Here is a 19,667-nt window from a genome sequence, read left to right on the forward strand (position 1 = left end):
AAGCCATCTTTAAGTATGTGATTTCTGTGCGCACGCTGTGTGAACTGACTGCCAAAACCGGTAGCCTGGATCAACGCTTCACGCCCGCCCCTACTGCGATAGAAGGCATGCTGGGTCATGTGGCCGTGGCCTACCGTCGCGAGCATTATTACCAGACTGAAATTACCCTCACCGGTGAATACCAGAATATCTTTGTGCGTGGCAGGGCGGATGGCTTTGACCCGGAGCTCAACCAGCTGGAAGAAGTGAAAACCTACAAAGGGCATCTGGACCGCATGCCTGAGAACCACAGGTTGCTGCACTGGGCGCAGGCCAAGGTGTATGCGCATCTGATGTGTCTGGAGAAAGAGCTCCCCTCCATCAACGTGGCCCTGGTGTATTACAACGTGACTTCCAAAGAGGAAACGCTGCTGGTTGAAGAATATTCGGCAGCTAACTTGCAAGCATTCTTTGAGTCATTGTGTCGCAAATTGCTGGTTTGGGCGGAGCAGGAACTGGCACACAGAGCCAGCAGGGATAGTGAATTATCCAGACTCAATTTCCCGTATCCTGAATTCAGGACTGGTCAAAGAGTGCTGGCAGAGTCGGTCTATAAATCAGCCATGAAACAACGGCACCAGTTGATTCAGGCCACCACAGGCATAGGGAAAACACTGGGCACTATCTTTCCCCTATTAAAAGCCATGCCAGAAGCCAAACTGGACAAGGTCTTTTTCCTGACTGCCAAATCATCCGGCCGTGAGCTGGGATTGAATGCCATCAGAACGGTACAAAAGACCAATCCAGGCTTGCCTATCAGAACACTGGAATTAACCTCCCGCGAGAAGTCGTGTGAGCATCCGGACAAATCCTGTCATGGCGAGTCATGCCCATTAGCCAATGGTTTTTATGACCGTTTGCCCAACGCCAGAAATGAGGCGCTTAAACTAAATATGATGGATAAAAGCACCATCCGAAAGGTTGCGCTTAAACACCAGATTTGCCCGTACTACCTGTCTCAGGATCTGGCTAACTGGAGCGATGTGGTGGTGGGTGATTACAACTACTATTTTGATCTGCACGCTTTGCTGTATGCGGGCACTGTGCTCAATGAATGGAAAGTCAGTGTGCTGGTTGACGAAGCGCACAACATGATCGAGCGCTCACGCAAAATGTATAGTGCAGAATTGAATTATGGCGCTTTCAACGAAATGCTGGCGCATGTGCCAAAGTCATTAAAAGGTGTACTGGAAAAACTGAATGTCAGCTGGGCGGTATTGAACCGTAGGCAGACGGTGCGTTATGAAGTGTATCCCTATATCCCTGAAGAGTTTGAAGATGCATTACAACGCGTGATCTCAAAAATCACTGATTATCTTGCGGAGTACCCCACTTTCAATGATGCCAAAGTGCTCAATTTCTATTTTGATGCCTTGCAGTTTTCCACGCTGGCTGAATCATTTGGGGATCACTCCCTATTCGACATCACTAAAACCGAAACCAGTGTCGGCCTGTTTCAGCAAGACGCCACGTTATGCATCCGCAATGTGATTCCGGCAAAACATTTAACCCCCCGCTTCCAGGCAGCCAATTCAAACACTTTATTTTCAGCCACATTAAGCCCCTCCTCATTTTTTAATGACATGCTGGGCCTTCCTGAAAATACCAGTTTTCTGGATGTGGAATCTCCTTTTGATGCCAGTCAATTGAAAGTGAAGGTAGCCAGACATATTTCAACCAGGTTTAAAGAGCGGCATTCATCCCATGAACCGATTGTGCATCTGGTGGCAAAGCAGTTCATCGAGAGACCGGGCAATTACATATTGTTTTTGAGCAGTTTTGATTACCTGAACGATGTGCAATCCTTGTTCAATAGCTTATATCCTCACATTCCAACGCGCGCGCAATTGAGGGTAATGTCGGAAATGGATAAACAGCAATTTATAAATGACTTCACCCTCACTTCAGAAGGCATCGCGTTTGCGGTATTGGGCGGCTCATTCGGTGAAGCGATTGACTTAACGGGTGACAGGTTAATCGGCGCCTTTATTGCCACCTTAGGCTTGCCACAACTCAATGATGTGAATGAGCAAATGCGCTTGAGAATGGAAAAGATATTTGGCTTGGGTTATGAATACACCTACCTCTATCCGGGATTGCAAAAAGTCGTCCAGGCAGCCGGCAGAGTGATCCGCACCACCAATGATAGTGGCGTGATTCATTTAATGGACGACCGCTACAACCAATCCAAAATTAAAAAACTGCTGCCTAAGTGGTGGCCATCCCCAGATCATTAACGTCTGCATTCAATCTAGAGCTTCAAAAAAATGAACATATTGAAGCGCATAAAATCATATAAGGTTAAACAAGTAATTGACTAACCTCTGAGAATGAAGCTTTCGGCCAAAATAAAATCAAAACGCTTAGAAATTATCCAGATCGTTGAGAAAAATCACGCGTTATATCCTCGAATACTTTTCAACGATTTACATGGCTATGATCTTGATGAAACATTTCTAGAAATCGTGGTCGACCGTACCTATGAGTTTATGCCAGAAGATATTGGCAAAATTCAACATCAACTGGAACAGCTGTTAGACGTCGCTGTATACGCTTGTACACCCAACCAGCTACCAGACGCTGATCGCGAAAGGCTATTAGCGGTTGCAAAGGTGATCTGACTTCCTGGCGCTGACGGCGTCAGTCATTGAATTAAAACATATGGCAATACTTGCTGGATGCTAATTCGTTGAGGCGCCTTCCTACATTCGAATCAGAATAATCACACTCGTCACATCACATTCCAATACCTACACTGGTCGCTCTAATAAAAAACATTTTGGAGAACAACTATGACTACAGTTACCGGTTTATTTAAAGATCAGGAAAGTGCAGAGCGTGCATATCTTTCTGCTACTGAAGCGGGTTACGGCGCGAATGACATCAGCGTCATCATGTCCGAGGAAACGCGTGAGCGCTACTACGGTAAAAATGCCACACTAGAAACTGAAGTGGGCAGCAAAGCGGCTGAAGGCGCGGCTATCGGCGGTGCACTTGGTGCAACGGCAGGTGCGATTGCAGCTGCTATCGCCGCTGTTGGTACAGCCATTGTGGTACCTGGCTTGGGTCTGGTCATTGCCGGTCCATTGGCCGCAGGTATTGCAGGTGCTGGTGCTGGCGGGGTGACCGCCGGCCTGGTTGGTGCACTGATTGGCTGGGGTATTCCGGAAGATACCCTGAAACAATACGAAACTGATGTTAAAGAGGGTGGCATCCTGATTGGTGTTAATTCAAAAAATGATGAAGACACACGCCGTTTTCAAAGCGACTGGGGTAATCCAGAACTCAATCGCGTTTAAAAGCCGGATTAAATAGCACTGCCATGAAAAACCACCTCCGGGTGGTTTTTTATCACGCCCTTTTAGAGAATGATTTATCGCTCATTGAAGCGCATCACAGTCTTTGAAGCAATCACCTTACTTAACAATCTGCCAGTGCTTGCATTATTTCCATATTTATGGAAATATAGAATCTATGGAAACGACAACAGCAGTTACGCAACTCTCAGCCATTGCCCAAGAGGCCAGGCTGGAGATATTCCGGTTACTGGTTCAGGCAGGTGCCGAAGGCCTGCCGGCGGGCTCAATTGGTGAACAGCTCAAGATTCCTGCGAGCACCTTGTCTTTCCACCTGAAAGAACTGACCCATGCCGGATTAACCAGCTCACGGCAGGTCAGCCGGTTTATTTATTACACAGCCAACTATGAAGCCATGAACACCCTGCTCGCTTACCTCACCCAGAACTGCTGCGCAGGCCAGGCTGTGTGTTGCCCTGACCTCAATTGCCACCCCGAAACGGAAAACAATCCATGAAACGTATGCACCTGCATGTCGCTGTCGACAATATCCCGCAAAGCGTCAGGTTCTACTCGGCACTTTTTGGAACCTCCCCGACGGTTGAGAAACCTGACTATGCCAAATGGATGCTGGAAAGCCCACACGTGAATTTCGCCATTAGCTCGCGCGGTGCCAAAGCGGGCCTGGACCATATCGGCATCCAGGTTGAAACAGAAGAAGAGCTGGAGGATATCAGGACACGACTGGAACAAGCCGAGATGTCACTCCTTACCCAGGAGGGGACCACCTGCTGTTACGCCAGATCAGACAAGCATTGGGTGCAAGATCCCTCAGGCATTGCCTGGGAAAGTTACCGCACGCTGGAAAGCGCGCCCACGTTTAACAATGCAGAAACCGAAAGTGCATGCTGTACGCCAGTAACGCAAGCCATACAAATCACCCCGAGAAAGTCAAAAGAACATCATGGCTGCTGCTAACCCAACTGCAATCTCTAGCTTTGAACGTAACCTGACCTGGTGGGTACTGGGCTGCATAGTGGTCGGGATAGCATTAGGCCACGCCTTTCCCGCCTTCTTCCAGGCCATAGGTGGCTTAAAGGTTGCCGAAGTAAACCTGCCAGTGGCCGTACTGATCTGGCTGATGATTATCCCCATGTTGCTAAAAATCGACTTCAGCACCATGAAAGAAGTCCTCGCGCACAGCAAGGGCATAGGCGTAACCTTGTTCATTAACTGGGTAGTCAAGCCGTTCTCGATGGCCTTACTTGCGTGGGTCTTTATAAGGCATCTGTTCGCAGACCTGCTACCGGCAGACCAGCTCGACAGCTACATCGCTGGCTTGATTCTGTTAGCTGCTGCCCCCTGCACGGCCATGGTGTTCGTCTGGAGCCAGCTTTGCAATGGTGAGCCCAGGTTCACGCTGTCGCAGGTCGCACTCAATGACACTATTATGCTGTTTGCCTTTGCCCCCCTGGTAGCGCTTTTGCTTGGCCTTTCCAGCATCGCTGTGCCATGGGACACGCTCTTTATGTCCGTGGTTGTCTTTATCATTGTGCCTGTCTTGATCAGCCAGGCTCTGCGTAAGGTCATGCTGGCAAAAGGGCAAGGCGCACTTGAAAAGTTACTTAAGCGCATCCAGCCTGTTTCCCTGTCCGCCTTACTGGCAACGCTTGTTTTACTATTTGGCTTCCAAGGCCAGCAGATCCTGGAACAACCACTTATCATCGCCTTGCTTGCCGTGCCTATCATCATTCAGGTGTACTTCAATTCCATGCTGGCTTACTGGCTGAACAAAAAACTCAAGGTCGCCCACTGTGTTGCTGCGCCATCTGCACTCATCGGTGCTTCCAACTTCTTTGAGCTGGCTGTGGCAACAGCTATCGCACTGTTTGGCTTTCACTCAGGGGCAGCGCTGGCCACTGTCGTCGGCGTGCTGGTAGAAGTCCCTGTCATGCTATCCGTCGTTTCCATCGTCAACCGTAGCCGTACCTGGTACGAGACTCAATAATGTTTGAAAGCAGTCTATGAATATCCTGTTTCTATGCACCGGCAACTCCTGCCGCTCCATCCTGGCAGAAGCCACGTTTAACGCACTAGCCCCGGCAGGCATGCAAGCCATGAGCGCCGGCAGCCAGCCTACAGGCGAAGTACATCCGCGTTCCCTGGCATTGCTTAAGCGTGAAGGCATCGCCACAGAAGGCTATTACAGCAAGTCGTGGGATAACCTGCCAGCAACGCCAGACATTGTGATCACAGTGTGTAGCAATGCTGCCGGAGAAACCTGCCCGGCTTATTTAGGGAATGTATTAAGGGCACATTGGGGCGTTGATGACCCTGCAAAAACAACGGGAAGCGAAGCTGAAATAGAAGCCTCATTCTTCAAAGCTTACTCCACGCTGCGCAAACGCATAGAGGCACTCTTAACCCTGGATGCCGCGTTGCTGGCAGATAAAAATACACTGCAAAAAGAATTGCAGCGCATAGGCGAAAGCATCTCCTAGCGGCTAATTTGGGTTTCAAACAAACTTTCAATGAATTTAAATGGGCTGCGGTAGTCGTATTTGTTCCATTCATAAAAATAAGGAAAACAAATGCACGTAAGCTTTGAAGTCGCACAAGAAATCATAGATAAAGCAGTTGAAAAATCCAAAGAGATCGGCGTCAAGATGTGTATCGCCGTACTGGATTCTGGCGGCAACCTGAAAAGCTTCACAAGAATGGATGATGCGTGGGTCGGCAGTATCGATATTGCCATCAAAAAAGCGAAAACCGCCTGTTACTTCGCCATGCCATCTGGCGAAATCGGCAAACTTTCAGTGCCTGGCTCGCCTTTATACGGCATTGAGCACTCCAATGATGGCTTGATCACTTTCCCGGGTGGGTTACCGATTGTGGATGAAGAAGGCATGTTGATTGGTGCTATCGGTGTAAGCGGGGATACGGTTGAAAACGATCACTTGGTTGCGCAAGCCGGTGTGAATGTGGCTGGTGTCTGTGATGTGCCTAAGCATCCTTGGCGTACATAGTTTCAGATCAGATCAGAAAACTAATAACAGCGCTATTTAAAAAGCAGCAGGACCCAAGCGAATACCTTGAGTCCTGCTTGCAAAATACTTCATGAGTGTCGATAAACTCTAACAAAAATCAAAGATAACTTCGGATTTTTGCTCACTGCCTTTGGCGTGATAATCACGCTACTGGATAGATTATTGTTTCCGACGCGCAAACATCATCCCGATCAATAATAATCCTGCCATCAACATCGCTTTGTTTTCAGGTTCTGGCACTGGGATTGCGACTGCAGCCATCTCAGCCTGCGAAAAGATCGTGTAGTAATTGCTACCCGAAGCCTGCGAATCCTGCGCGAGCATCACATTGTAAAAGTTAGAGCCAGGAATGTTGTGCCATACCCAATAAGACTCTGACTCATTCAGCCCACTGCTGGTATCAAAAAACGTCACAACCTGCGTGGTCTGGAAATCATTGCTTAAACCTAGTGAAGACGCAACATCATCATCAATAATCAGCGTTGCCCCGGTAAATGTTGTGGGTGTAGCACGACCAGTTTCAATTCTCAGATAAATATCATAAAAGCCACCGGTAGAACCTTGCATCACGACACTGTAACTGCCATTCGTGTTATTAGGCGGCGAATACACATTACCGCCACCGTAAAAATTTGAACCTGGAACATTTAATGTGAATGACCCACCACCACTACCGGCGACATCTGGCGTGCTATCAACCGGCACTTGATCGAAGTTGTTCCAGCCCACATACATTGAAGTTGTCGCACTACCCCATGGTGTGGCGGAATCCCATGTATCCATGGCAGCGTGTGCATTGACTGTTGTAGTGGCGGCTGTGACTAGCAACGCATGTTTGAACAATTTAACTTTTGATATTTTCTTGAGGTAAGTACTTGCCTTACGATTCAAAAATAACATGAACATAGCCGCAAGCATCAAGCTGCTACTCATTGGCTCCGGTACTGGAGTGACTGAACCAACCACTGCGATGTCTACCTGGGTGAAGTTAGTTTGATTAAAAAGATTGCCAACGTTGAGCACCTTGAATTGATATGTGCTGTCCGCCGGTATTCCCTGAAACAGCCAATAGTACTCATACTCCAGGAAATTAGAATCGGAATAGGCAACGATACTTGTAGCCATATACGAATCGGTGCTGGTAAATAAATAGGCATCCGTCAGTACCGGCGCCTTGTAGGTCTCCAGTCTCAAATACACATCAAAAGTACCCGGCAAAGTGGGGTCCATACCCGATATATTTGAGCTTAAAATTCCACTGACATTCCCAGCCGGATTCGGCATGCTCACGTTGCCACTACCGTAATATGGAGTGGGAGCCATAAAAACTGGCCCGCCATTGTAAGGATAAAAAAACACGGACCCTGTACCACTCCCAGGAGCATCGGGCGTGTTGTCTTGGGGCAGCACGTCGAACACATTCCACCCCGCATAATAAGTTGGCGAAGAACCCCAAGGTGCTGCCGCATCCCATACATCGAATGCAGCTTTGGCTGGACTTACAAAAAATAGAAAAACATATAGAACTGTCAACAAACGTATGAATTTATTCATGATTTTAACAGTGCATAAGATGCACTAAAAATGCGAATTAAATGAATATCTGCCAGAGCAACACTTTCAAACTTGCTGCACTTTCAAAGTTTGATCATTAGATTCGTGAGCTTTGATCTCCTAGAATTTAGCTTGTGTAAACTGCTGCCTTAACCAAACCATCGCCTCGTCCTCTTGAGACTTTACATGCCACGCCATGCCTAGCTCGAAAGGCGGGATTGAGAATGGCAGCTCAATCAAATCCAACGTATCTTGATACTTCTCAAGTAACTGCTTAGGTAAGGTGGCGACGCAATCGCTATTAGTGAGCACCAAAGCAATCTGGTTATAACTGGGCACAGACGCCACGATATTCCTGGTTTGCGACTGCTCGGATAACAAATGATCAATTGAGCTGGATAAGTCACCTTTTGCAGATACGATGACATGCGAGAGTTGACAATATTCATTGAGCGTCGGTTTTTTGGTGCCTCTCGCATGCCTTTTTTTCTGCGCCATGATAAAGCTGTCTTTCATTAAGTACCTGACTTTGAGGCTGTCTGGCATTTTGTTGATATCGCCTATGTATAAGTCAATATGGCCTTTCTCTAGGTCTTCTTTCACATTCACGCCAAACACTGACACGAATGAAATTTGCAGCCCGGGATTATTAAAGGAAAGAACCTTTTTTAAGACTGGCAAGCCCAGAATCGTGAATACACTATCGTTGGTTGCAATGGTGAATTTGCGGCGCGAGGTGAGTGGGTCAAAGCTGGATTTGAAATTGACGGCAAACTTAAGCTCGTTAATGGATGCCCTTAATTTATGCTGAAGGTTTAAAGCCCGCTCAGTGAGCACCATACCGCGCCCTACTTCAGCCGGAACCAGCAACGGGTCTTCAAACAGCACCCGCAGCCTGGCTAACTGCGTAGAGAGCGCTGGCTGGCTGATATTCAGTCTCTGCGCCGCCTTGGTGACGTTTTTTTCTTCCAGAAGAATATCCAGCGAAATCAATAAAGGGAGGTCGGCTCTTTTAATATCCATAATATTTATACTTCCAATACAAATATTCAATTTTAAATAATCATTAATTATACGTATTCTGACGGCAATTTAAATGAAAAGGAGAATATTGATGAGAAATGTGCAAGGCAGAAAAAGAATGAGATTCAAAAAGACGGTTTTAGCCATCGGCTTATTGTTACAGTGCCTGACTTACGCCAACACTTCTGTTGCCGGAGCTGAATTACCAGCAAGCCCTGTTGCTAAATACCATGCTGAAACTGGTTATTACACGTTTAAATTAGGTACGTATGAAATCACGGTGATTTCGGATGGCACGGTACCTCAAGACTTACATGCATTGCTAAAAGGCGCGCCCCAGCAAACGGTGGATGGCTTGTTGGAGCAGGTGCATTTGCATATCCCGGTAGAGGCATCCATCAATGTGTTTTTAATTAACACAGGCAAGAAGTTAATACTGGTGGATACGGGTGCGGGCGATTTTTTTGGCAAGGGGTTTGGCGGCAAGTTTAGTGAGCGCTTAAACAAGTTGGGCGTGAAGCCTGAGGATATTTCTGACATATTGATCACTCATATCCATACCGATCATACAGGCGGCCTGGTGCATGAGGGCAAAGCGGTTTTCCCCCATGCGAATATCTATGTAGGTAAAGCCGATGTAGCTTTTTTTCTGGATGCTAAAAACCAAAACGGGGTGAATGGCTATGACAAAGCCTATTTCCAGCAGGCACAAACTGCGATGCAGCCTTATGTGGCGTTGGGCCGTGTAAAACCGCTGAGTGGCGTACAAAAAATTCTTGCTGATTTTAATGCTTACCCGACACCCGGCCATACCCCTGGGCATTACTATTACAGGTTAGAAAGCCAGGGCCAGTCGATTACATTCATTGGTGACTCCGTGCATGTTGAAGCGGTGCAGTTTCCTCAACCTGACATCACCATTACTTACGATGTTGACCAACCTAGTGCAGCGAAACAACGACAGACTCAATTCGATCAACTTGCTAAAAGCAAGGCCATGATTGCCGCCCCACACTTGCCGTATCCTGGGATTGGCTACATTCATACGCAAAAAGAAGGGTTTGCATTTATCCGTGCAGAATTTCATGACAGGGATGGACTGTGATTAAGCAGATTTAGACGTGAAAAAGCCCTCTCAATGAGGGCCTTTATTTTAGGCTAGGTTAAATCTGTGCCTGGCCCCCATCTATAAAAAACTCAATCCCGTTAATAAAGCTGGCATCTGGTGATGAGAGGAATGCCACAGCTTTCGCGACTTCATCAGGGTCGCCCACCCTGCCCATAGGCACTTGAGCGCCTAAGTAATCCAGCAAGCCTTGTTGCTGCGCTGGGTCGTTACCGGCCAGTTCAACCAGGCCTGGGGTTTTGATCGGGCCAGGGCTGACCACATTGACACGAATACCGCGGTCTTTGAGGTCTAAAATCCAGCTTCGGGCCAGGTTGCGGATTGCGGCTTTTGAGGCGCTGTAAATACTGAATGCGGCGGTACCTTTGATGCTGGTGGTTGAGCCGGTTAATACAATAGACGCGCCATCTTTAAGCAACGGCAAGGCTTTTTGCACGGTAAAGATCACGCCTTTTACGTTCCGGCCAAAAATATCTTCATAGTGATCTTCAGTAATGGCGCCTAATGGCAACATGTTACCGCCACCTGCATTGGCGTAAATAACGTCAATTTGTGAGTGATTTTGCTGTACTGCATCATAGAGACGGTCAATGTCCGCCAGCTTGGACATATCGGCCTGGATGCCTTTCACCTTACCGCCTATGGTTTTGATGGCGGCCTCTAGTTCAGCCTGTCTGCGACCAGTGATATAGACATAAGCGCCCTGGTTTGAAAAATGTTTGGCTGTGGCCAGGCCGATACCGCTAGTGCCACCCGTAACCACGACGACTTTGTTTTCAAATGTTGTTGACATGATATTTCTCCTTAAGTAATTAAATGAACGTCACTGCATGGATGAAATATTGCCAGTGGGCCAATAAATGCACTAGACTGCTTTTTTGAGTTTAATTGTTCCAATAATGAGCCAATATGCGTGACATTAATGATTACATCTTGTTTGCGGAGGTGGTGAGTGGCGGCAGTTTTGCAGCGGCCAGCCGACGCGTACGTATCCCTAAATCCACCATTAGTCGAAGAATCGGTTTGCTGGAAGAAAGGCTGGGCGTACGCTTGATTGAACGGTCCACCAGACGGTTTCGGGTAACTGAAATCGGGCAATCGTTTTATGAGCGGTGCAAAGTGATTATGCTGGATGTAGAACAGGCGGATTCTATTGTCTCGGAGTCACTTAGCGAACCGAAAGGATTGGTGCGGTGCAGTTGCCCGCTGGGTTTGTACGAAACCCTCTCCTCTATTTTTTCTTCATTTCTGTTGGCCTTTCCCCAAGCCAAGTTGCAGCTGGTGGCCGGAGATAATGCGGTGAACCTGATCGAGGATAGAATCGATGTCGCCATCAGGGTGCGTACGGTTTTGGATACCGATGGCTCGCTGGTAATGAGGACGCTTGGCCATTCTGAACGCATCCTTGTGGCCTCACCGACGCTGGCAAAAAAAATAGATCAATCTAGCCTGGACAATTTATCCAGCCTGCCGACCATTGCGACTTCGGACCAGAACCATGCCATCGAATGGCAATTCCATCATGCTTCGTTAGGAGAAAAATCTATCTGGCATGAACCCATATTGAGTTGTGTGGATTTTTCAACGGTGAGAGAGGCGGCTATGACTGGGATTGGCATTGCATTGCTGCCTGACCATACGTGCAGCGAGGCTTTGAATGAAGGCAAACTGGTAAAGGTTTTCCCTGAATGGAAAACCACCATGGGTATTCTGCATATTGTGTTCACGACCCGACGCGGTTTGCCACCAGTGGTGCGGGCATTTATTGATCATCTGGCGGCTCAGGTGAAACAGACTGCCACTACCCCAAATTTAAAAATATAAAACGGCTTCTGTTGCCAGAAGCCGTTCTTCATATGTGGCCTTCCTTGTTTTATGCTGCCATTATGACTCCGCATCCTGTTTGAATTTAAACCGACTGAACAGGCCACAACGGACTTTTTCTGCCTCATCTGCGGTCATGGCGCCATCGCAGCAATGCCTGTGGTGATGCCCATGACGACCTCTGAATCCACCAAAAAGAATCCTGCTCAGAATCAACAGCCCGACTGCATGCCAATAATCAATCGCATGAATACCATCGGCTAATGAAATAACCACGTGGTTCCACAACAGCATGACCACATACGATAACGCTGCAATGCAGGCTACGGCTAACGCTGCAAAGCCAGTACATTTACTTTTACAACTTTTCATTCATCTCTCCAATCATTAAGTCATTAATACGATTAGTCACTGGCATGCAGTTGCTCTCTGAGGAAAGTCACTGCGTACCTTTTTCTTGCTAACAAGGTGTTGATAGAAACACCGGTTTCTGCGGCAATTTGTTTGAAGCTTTTGCCATCAATCTCATGTGCGATAAACACTTGTCGTTGCTCAATTGGTAGCTGATTAAGCGTCGCAATCACGTGTTCAACCAGCATTTTTCTTTCGTAAATTGAGGCCGGAGTTTCGTTTTCAATCGAAAGTATCGATTCCAGCCATAGGGAGTCTTCATCCTCATCCTGGTCAAGTGTGACCTCCTGCTTTTGCTTTCTAAAACGGTCAATAATGCGATTTTTTGCCACACGATATAACCACGCACCGACCTGCTCCAGCGGCTCGGGCAAGCGATAAGCCGACACAAACTCGTAGAACACATCCTGCAAAATATCATCTGCGTCACCGGCATTCGGGACACTTTTTCTGATGAAATTGCGTAGTCTGGCTTTTTCTTTATTGAATGTTTCTGTGATCACAGAATCTTGTTGGGCCATGCGCAAGTTGTTTTCTAAATGTATATCCATGCTGTGTAGACGTTTCAGCTTTGGAAATATTGTATGGAGGCTGAAATATGCTTAAAAATTGAGTGGCGCAGCTAATGCCACTCCGTCGGTGTAACGCCTAGCCGTTTTGCAAACACCCGGCTGAACGCCGCTGAACTTTGATAACCCACTTGGCTGGCGATACTTTTGAGTGGCTTGCCTTGTCGGATCAGGTTTTGCGCAATGGAGAGCCGCCAATCGGTGAGATAGTCTAACGGCGTCGTGCCTACCGTGGCTTTAAAGTTAGCCGCGAACCTGGCGCGTGACATGCCGGATACATCGGCCAGGGTTTCCAGTGTCCACGGATGTGATGGGTTTTCGTGCATGGCTTTCACGGCCTGCGCCAGGCGAGTATCGGCCAATGCTGCAAAAATGCTTTGCTGCAACTGACCGTGCTGAATCACATGCCGTAATACCTGAATCAGGAAATACTCTGCCAATCGGTCTAAGGCAGCCTGCCTTCCCAATGCTTGCTCAAATGCCTCGCTAAACAATAATTGCAGGGTGGGCGCAATGAGCTGCACTTCATTCAGAGGCACGATCACAAATTCTGGCAATGCAGTCGCCAACGGGCTACGCACACTGGCACCTAAATCAATCGAGGCACACACCAGCTCACAGGCTGAGCCCGCCACAGGCGTGAGCATATGTATGCTGGGGCGCGGGAAAAACACTACGCTGGGCTGTTCTATCTGTGAAATAGGCTGGCCTTTCCACATGAGGTCTAGCTTGCCGGACCGTAGTAAGTGGATATGTCCCACCTGCCCTGATCCATCAAAGTTTGCAATTTCACATAGATCACCGGTAAAAAATACTTTGGCAGACAGTGAAATCTGATTCAAAAGGGGTAATAATGGGTCCAAACGATACTACTGATCAACATAATGAGACCTTTGATAATCATTAGTATTGCATGATATCTCCAACGCACAAAGCGTCTTAATAAACCAAACAAGGAGATTTATCATGGCACGAATTCAAACTATCAACCGCGAAACCGCCAGTGCGGAGATCAATGCAACGCTAGACACAGTCAAAGCCAAGCTGGGCAAAGTCCCTAATTTGATTGCCACTTTTGCGCAGGCACCGGTTGCGTTAAATGCTTACCTCAGCTTAAGTGAAGGAGTCACCAAAGGCCGCTTGACCGCCAAACAAAGGGAGTCACTTGCACTTGCCATTGGGCAGGCCAATAGTTGCCAGTATTGCCTGTCTGCGCATAGCCTGATTGCCAGGGGGGCTGGCCTTAACTCAGAGGCTATCCAGGCCGCACGCCACGCCGGGGCAAACGATGAAGTGACTGATGGATTGTTGAAACTGGCGGTGAAAATTGTGCAACAGCGTGGGGTATTGTCAGAACAGGACTTGAGTGAAGCGCATTTGGCAGGTGTCGATGACGGTTTAATTCTGGAAGTGATTGCCAATGTTGCTTTAAACACATTGACCAACTACACCAACCATATTGCGCAGACGGAGATTGATTTTCCGGTGGTGGCAGTGTAAGCACGAGATCAGGCCACAACGCTGTGGCCTGATGAATTCTGTTGGTGATAATTGCTGAGGTTAATTAACTGGCTAAACAAGGAAATTTTCAACCGTTTGTATAAACAGCTGTGGCTGTTCGGCATGTACCCAATGATCCGTTGGCAGACTGATAAATTCGGCTTTAGGGAAATGCTGCTTAATCTCAGCAATATCACTTTCTTGCACATATTGACTGCGCTCGCCGCGAATAAACAGGCAAGGCTTTGCAAAGTGCGCTGAAAGTGCAGCCTGAAATTTTGGGTAGTTAACTTTGATTGCTGGCAGGTTGATCCGCCACTGTAACTGCCCTTCTACTTTTACCAGGTTAGTCAGTAAAAACTGGCGCACCATCAGGTTGCTGATCGGTGCCTTTAATGCGCGATCAACATCATTACGTGATTCCGCATGGCTTAAGTCTACGGTCATCATGGCATTGATTAAATGCGTGTGTTCATCGGCATAAGCACGCATCGCCATATCGACCACAATCAACTTGCTGACACGCTCAGGGTATTGCGTGGCAAATTGCATGGCGACCTTGCCGCCTAAAGAATGCCCCAGTAAATGAATCTGCTCTAAATCTAAGGCATCGCATAGCTCCAGCAGGTCATCTGCCATGTCAGCATAGCTTTGCGACTCACTATGCGGCGACCGGCCATGATTGCGCAGATCAATACTGATCACCTGGAAATGTTGAGCAAAATGTTTGGCGATATTGCCCCAGTTATCGGCTGAGCCGAACAGGCCGTGTATAAGGACTAACGGCAGCCCCTCGCCTAGCTTTTGATAATGTAGTTGCATACTTTAGGTATGCCGGCATTCGCCGGCAGTAATGATATTAAGTGACTTTTTTCTTGACGGCGGCATCAAACATTTCGTGGTTGATCGGCGATTCCAGTCGGCCGTTATTCAGCAATGTCAGTACCAGGTCTATCGAAGCTTCATTAATGACAATCGCGCCATTCTCGACTTGCAGACCCCAGTTTTTCAGCTGGTTGACCTTGACCAGTTCTTCCATGAATGTGGCGTCTTTGTAGTAGCCACTTTTCTGGATCGAAGACACCTTGCGCAGGTAATTCAGGTTGGCGCCTATATGTTCTTTGAGCAAGCTGGCATCGTTGAATATGTTCAGGTCTACAAATTCCTTTAGCACCACATCTCGGTTTTTCTCCATGCCGGCGCGGAAATTCAACGTCTTTTCAAACTCTTTTTTATTGGCGATGAAAGTCGTGCCGTCATAAGTGAAAAAATCCACCTGGGTATCGATGGTGAAGATCTCCTTTTCATCCAGGTCTTTCAGTTCCTGGTCTTTGAACTGGATAAAAGACACATGCGACAGGCGGGCTGCATGATTGAATTTATTGATTTTGCGGTAGGCATAGATGGCTTTGTCCTGGTGCTCGAGCTTGATCACCATCGCCCATGAATCCAGCAATTGCTCATATTGCTCGACTTTGGCGTTGGCGGTGCCTTTTTCGATCTCGGCCTGAATCAGGGTGACATCAGTCTCAGACGAAGCAATGGTTAACAGGCTTTTGTCCTGGTCGGCGGTTAGGAAGTCGTAATCATCCAGCTGGTAGTCCTGATCGAGGATTTTTTCGGTGACTGCATTTTTAAGCTTTTGCTCAAGTTTGGCATCAGTATCTACTTTTAACACCGAATATTTTGCCTGCTGCTGGCTGAGCTTTCTTTTCACCAGCCAGAAAGTGGTCACCCAATGCTTGAAATCACTGGCGCGCAGGGCCTGCAAGGTGTTTTTCACATTAGTCGTCACTGAGATACTCCTTCGCCTGCTTCCTTCGTGACTTCTACATGAGTGACAAAGTACATTAAATTGGAAAGCCGTTTGATCGCGCAATAATCACCAATCTGGAAATGCTGCTTTGACAGCAACAGACCCTGCCTCTCTTGTGTGCCATCCTTGAACTGGCAGTCATACAGCCCGTAACCGGCCAGCGCCAGCACCGGGTTAACGAATACATTTTGCGTACGATATGACAGCACAAACATGAGGCTCAAAAAGATAAACAGGCATAACAGCAATTTCCAGTCACCCAGGTCAAACTTGTAAAAAGACATCATGTAGGGGATGGTATAAGTAAACATATCGCCGGATTTATTGGATACCTTGGAAATCTTCACCGGCACGCCCTGCCTGATATTGCGCGCTGCGCTCAAGGCAAATAAAGCGCTGAGCGCGAAGATCACAAGAATGGTGAGCGCACGCATCGGGTGCTCGAAATAGAGCGTGTCTTCATTCAAGTCCTTGATGATGAGAATCAGGCCCAACGGTGCGTAGCCGCTGATAAAAATGGCTAGCGCCGATAAAAAATGCAGTTGCATATTGCAAGCTTAGATAAGTTGATCCACCCAAGAATACAGGCAGTTTGCATTGCAATCAAATGGCATGCAACGGTGGTTAAAGCAAGTCAGCCCATTCCTACGTTACTATCAGAATTTAGTGTATTCACGGCATGAGGCGATTTTTGAATAATGGAACCTCCTAAATCCACTCAAGAAGGAAACATTATGAAAAATACAATCAAATCATTATTGCTGGTAAGTGCTTTGGCTTTGCCTATGACTGGTTTTGCTGCTGACGGTGACTCATTGGGTACCAAAGTAGAAGATTCAGTGATCACTACTAAAGTTAAAGCTGCTTTCGCTAAAGACAAAGTTGTTAGCGCAACTGACATCAGCGTCGAAACTGATAGCAATGGCCTGGTACAACTGTCAGGCAATGCAAAATCTAAAGCTGAAGCTCAAAAAGCAGAAAAAATTGCTAAGAGCATCAAAGGCGTAACTGCCGTTAAAAACGAAATCGTTGTTGCTAACTAAGCAGCAATCGATACTTAGATAGACAAGACTTACAACTCGCCACATCTAAGCGCAGGACTTGCCCATAGGAATTTCAAAATTCCTATGGGTATTTAATTTTCAGGGCTCTTATTCTTGAGCTAAATACATCCTCACCATCTTCAGTTGCCACCCGGCTTTGCTTTTATCATTCATTGATTCGCAACATACAGCGTCACATTAGCGCAACGTTAAGGGTCGCGCGCCCGTGCTAACCGTCCTATAATGGCTTGAACAGTCTGGGGAGAAGCCATGATCGCGCATGCATTAACCATCATTGTGAATGAGTTAAATCATCAACTCGTAGAGGCGTACGGTATCAGTAGTAATGCCACACCAGCCGAATTGCATGATCTTTCTTCTGCAAATGCTCAGTCCGCGACGCGTGAAGGTTTGAACCTGACGCTGGTGAATATTCAGGAAGATGCCGGGTTAAAAAATTCGCCGCCGGGCATGAGCCATGAGCCCCTCCCATACCGTTTATCAATCGCCACCGCTGCAGCTAAACCTGCTTGTGTTGCTGTCCGCGACTTATGCATCCTATACTGAAGCATTGTTAATGCTTGGACGCGCCATGCAGTTTTTCCACGCACAGCCATTGTTTAGCGAAATGAATGTGAAGCACGAATCGATGACGCATAACGCGCCGACGCATGCGCTGGACAGATTGCGCGAATTCAAGCTTGCGATTGATTTATATTCCCCGACACTGGAAGAAACGCATGATGTGTGGTCGACATTGAAGGCAGTGCCAGTACCTTCTGCACTATATAAATTACGTTTACTGACCGTAGCGACAGATGCGCCGGACACCAAGGTATTACCTATGCTGGAAAGACGGCTGCCCACCCCTAACCGCGATAAAAATTAAATCATGGCCCAATACAAAACTCCAGGCGTGTATGTAGAAGAAATCGTCAAGCTACCCCCGACAGTCACCGAGGTTGAAACCGCATTTCCGGTGTTTATCGGCTATACAGAAAAAGCTGAGCGCGATGGTGCATCGTTGTTGCAGGTGCCGACCAGAATCTCGTCCTTAGTTGAATATGAATCCTGCTTTGGTGGTGCGCCTGCACAGTCTGTGACGCTATGGCTAGATGAGCAAAACCAGGTCGCTGATACCAGGGTTGATCATGTTTTTTACCTGTATGACAGCTTGCGTTTGTATTTTTTTAATGGTGGCGGCCCATGCATGATAGTGTCAGTTGGCGGCTACAGCAGTGCTATTTCCGCAGCAGCCCTTGCTCATGGATTAAGCAGTATTGAAAAGCTATCTGAGCCAACCATCATCGTGATGCCGGAAGCCGTTGCCACTGAAAAATATGGCGCGCCGCTATATATGGCTGCACTGGCGCAATGTGCAGAGGTGCACAACCGTATCGTTATTTGCGACTTGGGTTACCACTCAACCGATACTGATTTTAGCGAAGTCGTGGATACATTCAGAAACGAGATCGGTAATGAGAATCTTAAATACGGAGCGGCTTATGGGCCATGGCTGATCAGTACTCTTCCCAGAGAAATCCGGTTTGCACATTTGGCCCTCAAGCGCACAACAGATGGCACCGACATCCGGCCGGAGAGCCTGACAAGCGATGCCAGTATTCTTGAATTGATCGCACAGATCCGCCTGGCAGAAACCTCAGGAAACAGTGTTGAGATAGAAGCTACAGCAGTTAACACTCAAATTGGGCATAAATCTTTACAGCAGCTATACAACGAACTCTACTCCCAGTTTGAATTATTCAAAACTTGGGTGACTCAATCGACGGCAGCCCTGAATACCATCCCGCCAGGCGGCGTAATGGCGGGCATTTATGCACGCGTAGATGCTAATCGTGGCGTCTGGAAAGCCCCGGCTAATGTGTCTATCAATGAGGTCGTAGAGCCTGTATTTGCAATCACAGATGACCTGCAAGAAACGCTGAACGTGCATGCTACGGGTAAATCCATCAATGCTATTCGTCGTTTTAGCGGCAAAGGGACCCTGGTGTGGGGCGCGCGGACCTTGGCAGGCAATGACAATGAGTGGCGTTACATCAGTGTGCGCAGATACTTCAACTTTATCGAAGCATCCGTTAAACAAGCGATTCAGGCATTTATATTTGAACCCAACGATGCTAATACCTGGGTCAAAATTAAAGCCATGATTGAAAGTTTCCTAACACTGCAGTGGCGTGTAGGCGCATTACAAGGTGCTAAACCTGAACATGCTTTTTACGTAGCTATTGGCTTGAACAAGACCATGACAGCCTTGGATATCTTAGAGGGGCGCATGCTACTGGAGATCGGGTTGGCCAGCGTGAGGCCAGCTGAATTTATCATTCTGAAATTTAGCCAGAAAATGGCTCAGAATTAATTCTTATCAACGTTGAGACATAAAAAAATGGAGAGGCTACAT

24 protein-coding genes are annotated in these 19,667 nt (G+C 47.5%); 15 read left to right on the top strand and 9 right to left on the bottom strand.

The window, feature by feature from the left end; all coding sequences use genetic code 11:
• The first annotated feature begins 26 nt into the window (after nt 1–26).
• The 8 genes from ASG34_RS03350 (at nt 27) to ASG34_RS03385 (ending at nt 6,361) form a co-directional block, all read left to right on the top strand.
• Nucleotides 27–2,276 (top strand): ATP-dependent DNA helicase, encoded by a 2,250-nt coding sequence (locus ASG34_RS03350; RefSeq protein WP_055827340.1) that lies wholly within the window; start codon nt 27–29, stop codon nt 2,274–2,276.
• Nucleotides 2,277–2,369: 93 nt separating this feature from the next.
• Nucleotides 2,370–2,660, top strand: a complete 291-nt coding sequence (locus tag ASG34_RS03355) for a hypothetical protein (protein ID WP_055826407.1) — start codon at nt 2,370–2,372, stop codon at nt 2,658–2,660.
• Nucleotides 2,661–2,831: 171 nt separating this feature from the next.
• Nucleotides 2,832–3,338: a hypothetical protein gene (locus ASG34_RS03360; protein ID WP_055826409.1), complete on the top strand. Its 507-nt coding sequence runs from the start codon at nt 2,832–2,834 to the stop codon at nt 3,336–3,338.
• 175 nt (nt 3,339–3,513) lie between these two features.
• Complete coding sequence (locus ASG34_RS03365) at nt 3,514–3,852, top strand: ArsR/SmtB family transcription factor (RefSeq protein ID WP_055826411.1); 339 nt, start codon at nt 3,514–3,516, stop codon at nt 3,850–3,852.
• Nucleotides 3,849–4,313: an ArsI/CadI family heavy metal resistance metalloenzyme gene (locus ASG34_RS03370; RefSeq protein ID WP_055826413.1), complete on the top strand. Its 465-nt coding sequence runs from the start codon at nt 3,849–3,851 to the stop codon at nt 4,311–4,313. Before ASG34_RS03365 ends, ASG34_RS03370 begins: the two co-directional genes overlap by 4 nt.
• Nucleotides 4,300–5,343 (top strand): ACR3 family arsenite efflux transporter, encoded by a 1,044-nt coding sequence (gene arsB, locus ASG34_RS03375; RefSeq protein WP_055826415.1) that lies wholly within the window; start codon nt 4,300–4,302, stop codon nt 5,341–5,343. The genes ASG34_RS03370 and arsB overlap by 14 nt, the downstream gene beginning before the upstream one ends.
• Before the next feature lie 16 nt (nt 5,344–5,359).
• The gene (locus ASG34_RS03380; protein WP_055826418.1) at nt 5,360–5,836 is read left to right on the top strand and encodes an arsenate reductase ArsC; all 477 of its coding nucleotides are present in this window, start codon (nt 5,360–5,362) and stop codon (nt 5,834–5,836) included.
• Between the two features lie 90 nt (nt 5,837–5,926).
• Nucleotides 5,927–6,361 carry a GlcG/HbpS family heme-binding protein gene (locus tag ASG34_RS03385; RefSeq protein WP_055826420.1) on the top strand — a complete coding sequence of 145 codons (435 nt, stop codon included), beginning with the start codon at nt 5,927–5,929 and terminating at the stop codon, nt 6,359–6,361.
• Nucleotides 6,362–6,541: 180 nt separating this feature from the next.
• Here ASG34_RS03385 and ASG34_RS03390 read toward each other — a convergent pair whose 3' ends face one another.
• Nucleotides 6,542–7,705: a PEP-CTERM sorting domain-containing protein gene (locus ASG34_RS03390; RefSeq protein ID WP_157256764.1), complete on the bottom strand. Its 1,164-nt coding sequence runs from the start codon at nt 7,703–7,705 to the stop codon at nt 6,542–6,544.
• A 351-nt stretch (nt 7,706–8,056) separates the two neighbouring features.
• On the bottom strand, nt 8,057–8,959 hold the full coding sequence (locus tag ASG34_RS03395) for a LysR family transcriptional regulator (RefSeq protein WP_055826426.1): 903 nt from the start codon (nt 8,957–8,959) through the stop codon (nt 8,057–8,059).
• Between the two features lie 118 nt (nt 8,960–9,077).
• Between ASG34_RS03395 and ASG34_RS03400 the strand changes: the two genes are divergently transcribed.
• Nucleotides 9,078–10,064: an MBL fold metallo-hydrolase gene (locus ASG34_RS03400; protein WP_055826429.1), complete on the top strand. Its 987-nt coding sequence runs from the start codon at nt 9,078–9,080 to the stop codon at nt 10,062–10,064.
• Between the two features lie 58 nt (nt 10,065–10,122).
• On the opposite strand, the gene ASG34_RS03405 is transcribed toward ASG34_RS03400, so the two are convergent.
• Nucleotides 10,123–10,878, bottom strand: a complete 756-nt coding sequence (locus ASG34_RS03405; protein ID WP_055826432.1) for an SDR family NAD(P)-dependent oxidoreductase — start codon at nt 10,876–10,878, stop codon at nt 10,123–10,125.
• Between the two features lie 116 nt (nt 10,879–10,994).
• On the opposite strand from ASG34_RS03405, the gene ASG34_RS03410 reads away from it, so the two are divergent.
• A complete protein-coding gene (locus tag ASG34_RS03410; RefSeq protein WP_055826434.1) occupies nt 10,995–11,909 on the top strand; it encodes a LysR family transcriptional regulator in 915 nt (304 codons plus the stop codon).
• A 60-nt stretch (nt 11,910–11,969) separates the two neighbouring features.
• Here the strand turns inward: ASG34_RS03410 and ASG34_RS03415 are convergent, their stop codons facing one another.
• The 3 genes from ASG34_RS03415 to ASG34_RS03425 all read right to left on the bottom strand — a co-directional run bounded on the left by ASG34_RS03415 (nt 11,970) and on the right by ASG34_RS03425 (nt 13,752).
• On the bottom strand, nt 11,970–12,281 hold the full coding sequence (locus ASG34_RS03415) for a hypothetical protein (RefSeq protein WP_055826437.1): 312 nt from the start codon (nt 12,279–12,281) through the stop codon (nt 11,970–11,972).
• 32 nt (nt 12,282–12,313) lie between these two features.
• On the bottom strand, nt 12,314–12,841 hold the full coding sequence (locus tag ASG34_RS03420; protein WP_235559646.1) for an RNA polymerase sigma factor: 528 nt from the start codon (nt 12,839–12,841) through the stop codon (nt 12,314–12,316).
• 101 nt (nt 12,842–12,942) lie between these two features.
• Nucleotides 12,943–13,752 (bottom strand): AraC family transcriptional regulator, encoded by an 810-nt coding sequence (locus tag ASG34_RS03425; protein WP_055826444.1) that lies wholly within the window; start codon nt 13,750–13,752, stop codon nt 12,943–12,945.
• A gap of 103 nt (nt 13,753–13,855) precedes the next feature.
• Between ASG34_RS03425 and ASG34_RS03430 the strand changes: the two genes are divergently transcribed.
• Nucleotides 13,856–14,389, top strand: coding sequence for a carboxymuconolactone decarboxylase family protein (locus ASG34_RS03430; RefSeq protein ID WP_055826446.1), 534 nt, complete (start codon nt 13,856–13,858; stop codon nt 14,387–14,389).
• 72 nt (nt 14,390–14,461) lie between these two features.
• Here the strand turns inward: ASG34_RS03430 and ASG34_RS03435 are convergent, their stop codons facing one another.
• From ASG34_RS03435 to ASG34_RS03445, 3 genes are read right to left on the bottom strand one after another with little or no spacing between them, the layout of a single operon-like run.
• The gene (locus ASG34_RS03435) at nt 14,462–15,211 is read right to left on the bottom strand and encodes an alpha/beta fold hydrolase (RefSeq protein WP_055826448.1); all 750 of its coding nucleotides are present in this window, start codon (nt 15,209–15,211) and stop codon (nt 14,462–14,464) included.
• A gap of 37 nt (nt 15,212–15,248) precedes the next feature.
• The gene (locus tag ASG34_RS13935) at nt 15,249–16,184 is read right to left on the bottom strand and encodes a Kiwa anti-phage protein KwaB-like domain-containing protein (protein WP_055826451.1); all 936 of its coding nucleotides are present in this window, start codon (nt 16,182–16,184) and stop codon (nt 15,249–15,251) included.
• Complete coding sequence (locus ASG34_RS03445) at nt 16,181–16,753, bottom strand: hypothetical protein (RefSeq protein ID WP_055826453.1); 573 nt, start codon at nt 16,751–16,753, stop codon at nt 16,181–16,183. Before ASG34_RS03445 ends, ASG34_RS13935 begins: the two co-directional genes overlap by 4 nt.
• 186 nt (nt 16,754–16,939) lie before the next feature.
• Between ASG34_RS03445 and ASG34_RS03450 the strand changes: the two genes are divergently transcribed.
• From ASG34_RS03450 to ASG34_RS03465, 4 genes are all read left to right on the top strand, one after another.
• Nucleotides 16,940–17,248, top strand: coding sequence for a BON domain-containing protein (locus ASG34_RS03450; RefSeq protein WP_055826456.1), 309 nt, complete (start codon nt 16,940–16,942; stop codon nt 17,246–17,248).
• A gap of 270 nt (nt 17,249–17,518) precedes the next feature.
• A complete protein-coding gene (locus tag ASG34_RS13940) occupies nt 17,519–17,815 on the top strand; it encodes a hypothetical protein (RefSeq protein ID WP_055826459.1) in 297 nt (98 codons plus the stop codon).
• On the top strand, nt 17,727–18,137 hold the full coding sequence (locus tag ASG34_RS03460; protein WP_082504781.1) for a Pvc16 family protein: 411 nt from the start codon (nt 17,727–17,729) through the stop codon (nt 18,135–18,137). Before ASG34_RS13940 ends, ASG34_RS03460 begins: the two co-directional genes overlap by 89 nt.
• A gap of 3 nt (nt 18,138–18,140) precedes the next feature.
• On the top strand, nt 18,141–19,625 hold the full coding sequence (locus tag ASG34_RS03465; protein ID WP_055826464.1) for a phage tail sheath family protein: 1,485 nt from the start codon (nt 18,141–18,143) through the stop codon (nt 19,623–19,625).
• The last annotated feature ends 42 nt before the right edge of the window (nt 19,626–19,667 follow it).

The sequence above is a fragment of the Methylophilus sp. Leaf416 genome (assembly GCF_001424665.1).
Classification (GTDB): Bacteria; Pseudomonadota; Gammaproteobacteria; order Burkholderiales; family Methylophilaceae; genus Methylophilus.

Coding starts and splice junctions, on each gene's coding strand:
- ASG34_RS03385 (WP_055826420.1), top strand. CDS start 5,927: ATGCACGTAAGCTTTGAAGTCGCACAAGAAATCATAGATAAAGCAGTT.
- ASG34_RS03400 (WP_055826429.1), top strand. CDS start 9,078: ATGAGATTCAAAAAGACGGTTTTAGCCATCGGCTTATTGTTACAGTGC.
- ASG34_RS03410 (WP_055826434.1), top strand. CDS start 10,995: ATGCGTGACATTAATGATTACATCTTGTTTGCGGAGGTGGTGAGTGGC.
- ASG34_RS13940 (WP_055826459.1), top strand. CDS start 17,519: ATGATCGCGCATGCATTAACCATCATTGTGAATGAGTTAAATCATCAA.
- ASG34_RS03395 (WP_055826426.1), bottom strand. CDS start 8,959: ATGGATATTAAAAGAGCCGACCTCCCTTTATTGATTTCGCTGGATATT.
- arsB (WP_055826415.1), top strand. CDS start 4,300: ATGGCTGCTGCTAACCCAACTGCAATCTCTAGCTTTGAACGTAACCTG.
- ASG34_RS03420 (WP_235559646.1), bottom strand. CDS start 12,841: ATGGCCCAACAAGATTCTGTGATCACAGAAACATTCAATAAAGAAAAA.
- ASG34_RS03465 (WP_055826464.1), top strand. CDS start 18,141: ATGGCCCAATACAAAACTCCAGGCGTGTATGTAGAAGAAATCGTCAAG.
- ASG34_RS03415 (WP_055826437.1), bottom strand. CDS start 12,281: ATGAAAAGTTGTAAAAGTAAATGTACTGGCTTTGCAGCGTTAGCCGTA.
- ASG34_RS03360 (WP_055826409.1), top strand. CDS start 2,832: ATGACTACAGTTACCGGTTTATTTAAAGATCAGGAAAGTGCAGAGCGT.
- ASG34_RS03460 (WP_082504781.1), top strand. CDS start 17,727: ATGAGCCCCTCCCATACCGTTTATCAATCGCCACCGCTGCAGCTAAAC.
- ASG34_RS03390 (WP_157256764.1), bottom strand. CDS start 7,705: ATGGCTCCCACTCCATATTACGGTAGTGGCAACGTGAGCATGCCGAAT.
- ASG34_RS03355 (WP_055826407.1), top strand. CDS start 2,370: ATGAAGCTTTCGGCCAAAATAAAATCAAAACGCTTAGAAATTATCCAG.
- ASG34_RS03380 (WP_055826418.1), top strand. CDS start 5,360: ATGAATATCCTGTTTCTATGCACCGGCAACTCCTGCCGCTCCATCCTG.
- ASG34_RS03435 (WP_055826448.1), bottom strand. CDS start 15,211: ATGCAACTACATTATCAAAAGCTAGGCGAGGGGCTGCCGTTAGTCCTT.
- ASG34_RS03450 (WP_055826456.1), top strand. CDS start 16,940: ATGAAAAATACAATCAAATCATTATTGCTGGTAAGTGCTTTGGCTTTG.
- ASG34_RS03365 (WP_055826411.1), top strand. CDS start 3,514: ATGGAAACGACAACAGCAGTTACGCAACTCTCAGCCATTGCCCAAGAG.
- ASG34_RS03445 (WP_055826453.1), bottom strand. CDS start 16,753: ATGCAACTGCATTTTTTATCGGCGCTAGCCATTTTTATCAGCGGCTAC.
- ASG34_RS03405 (WP_055826432.1), bottom strand. CDS start 10,878: ATGTCAACAACATTTGAAAACAAAGTCGTCGTGGTTACGGGTGGCACT.
- ASG34_RS03430 (WP_055826446.1), top strand. CDS start 13,856: ATGGCACGAATTCAAACTATCAACCGCGAAACCGCCAGTGCGGAGATC.
- ASG34_RS03370 (WP_055826413.1), top strand. CDS start 3,849: ATGAAACGTATGCACCTGCATGTCGCTGTCGACAATATCCCGCAAAGC.